This is a genomic window from Oleiphilus sp. HI0066, assembly GCF_001635725.1.
The window spans coordinates 1-807 of the sequence record NZ_LWFH01000548.1; the positions used below are offsets into that span (position 1 = coordinate 1).

The following is an 807-nucleotide window of genomic DNA, read 5'->3' on the forward strand; positions in this document are numbered from 1 at the left end:
GAATTTCAATAGAAGGGCACACGGATGATGTGCCGATAAAAACAAAAGAATTTCCATCAAACTGGGATTTGTCAGCAAAACGCGCTTTAGTCGTTGCCCACGGACTCATGGAATCGGGTGATTTAGACCCAAGACGTGTTTCGGTCTCGGGCTTTGCAGATAGCCGTCCTTTAGTCGCAAACGACTCTACTGAGCATCGAGCTAAAAATCGACGCGTAGAGATCGTGCTTGAAGAGAAAAGCGCAGACTCAATGCGCAAAGATATTCAAGCCAGTGAACAAGCGGTTGATGCTGCGAATACTAGTTTGCTGCGAGACATGTTAGATTTGTCGCCGGAGGAAATTTTCTAGCTTAAGTTGCGGAGTAGCTATGTCTCAAAAAACATCAGAGCGTCGTCGGTATTTTCGGGTTGATGACCATATCGGTTTACGCTTGATGCTTGTCACCGACACTGACGTTGAGCATTTAGACTCAGGGTCGGTTCAGACGCCCGAACAAAGGCTGGTCAAGGTCAATAGTGCCATTAACCGTCATCTTGCTGGACTTAAGCGCAAAGATGAATCGCTCGCTACTTTACTTGGCTTGTTAAATCATAAGATAGATTTGATTGCGGCCGACGTTGATACAGGCAAACCTAAGGTTGATGATAAGCATGCACACACTTATATGATGTGTGAGGCGAATGTCAGTGCTTGTGGTTTGGCATTTCCATATCATACTGATTTCAGCAAAGCGCAAATGTTGAGTTTGCATATCAAACTCTTTCCTTCTGAAGAAGTTGTACAAGCTTTGGCGATGGTGGTTGGT

General features: G+C 45.1%; 2 protein-coding genes. Both read left to right on the forward strand.

Features of this window, described 5'->3' with window-relative positions; translation table 11 throughout:
• Positions 1–350 (forward strand): OmpA family protein (locus tag A3738_RS07355; protein WP_156504054.1); only part of this gene is annotated, 350 nt, incomplete at its 5' end.
• Positions 351–369: 19 nt separating this feature from the next.
• The coding region (locus tag A3738_RS07360) for a hypothetical protein (protein ID WP_068763489.1) at positions 370–807 on the forward strand (438 nt) is incomplete at its 3' end.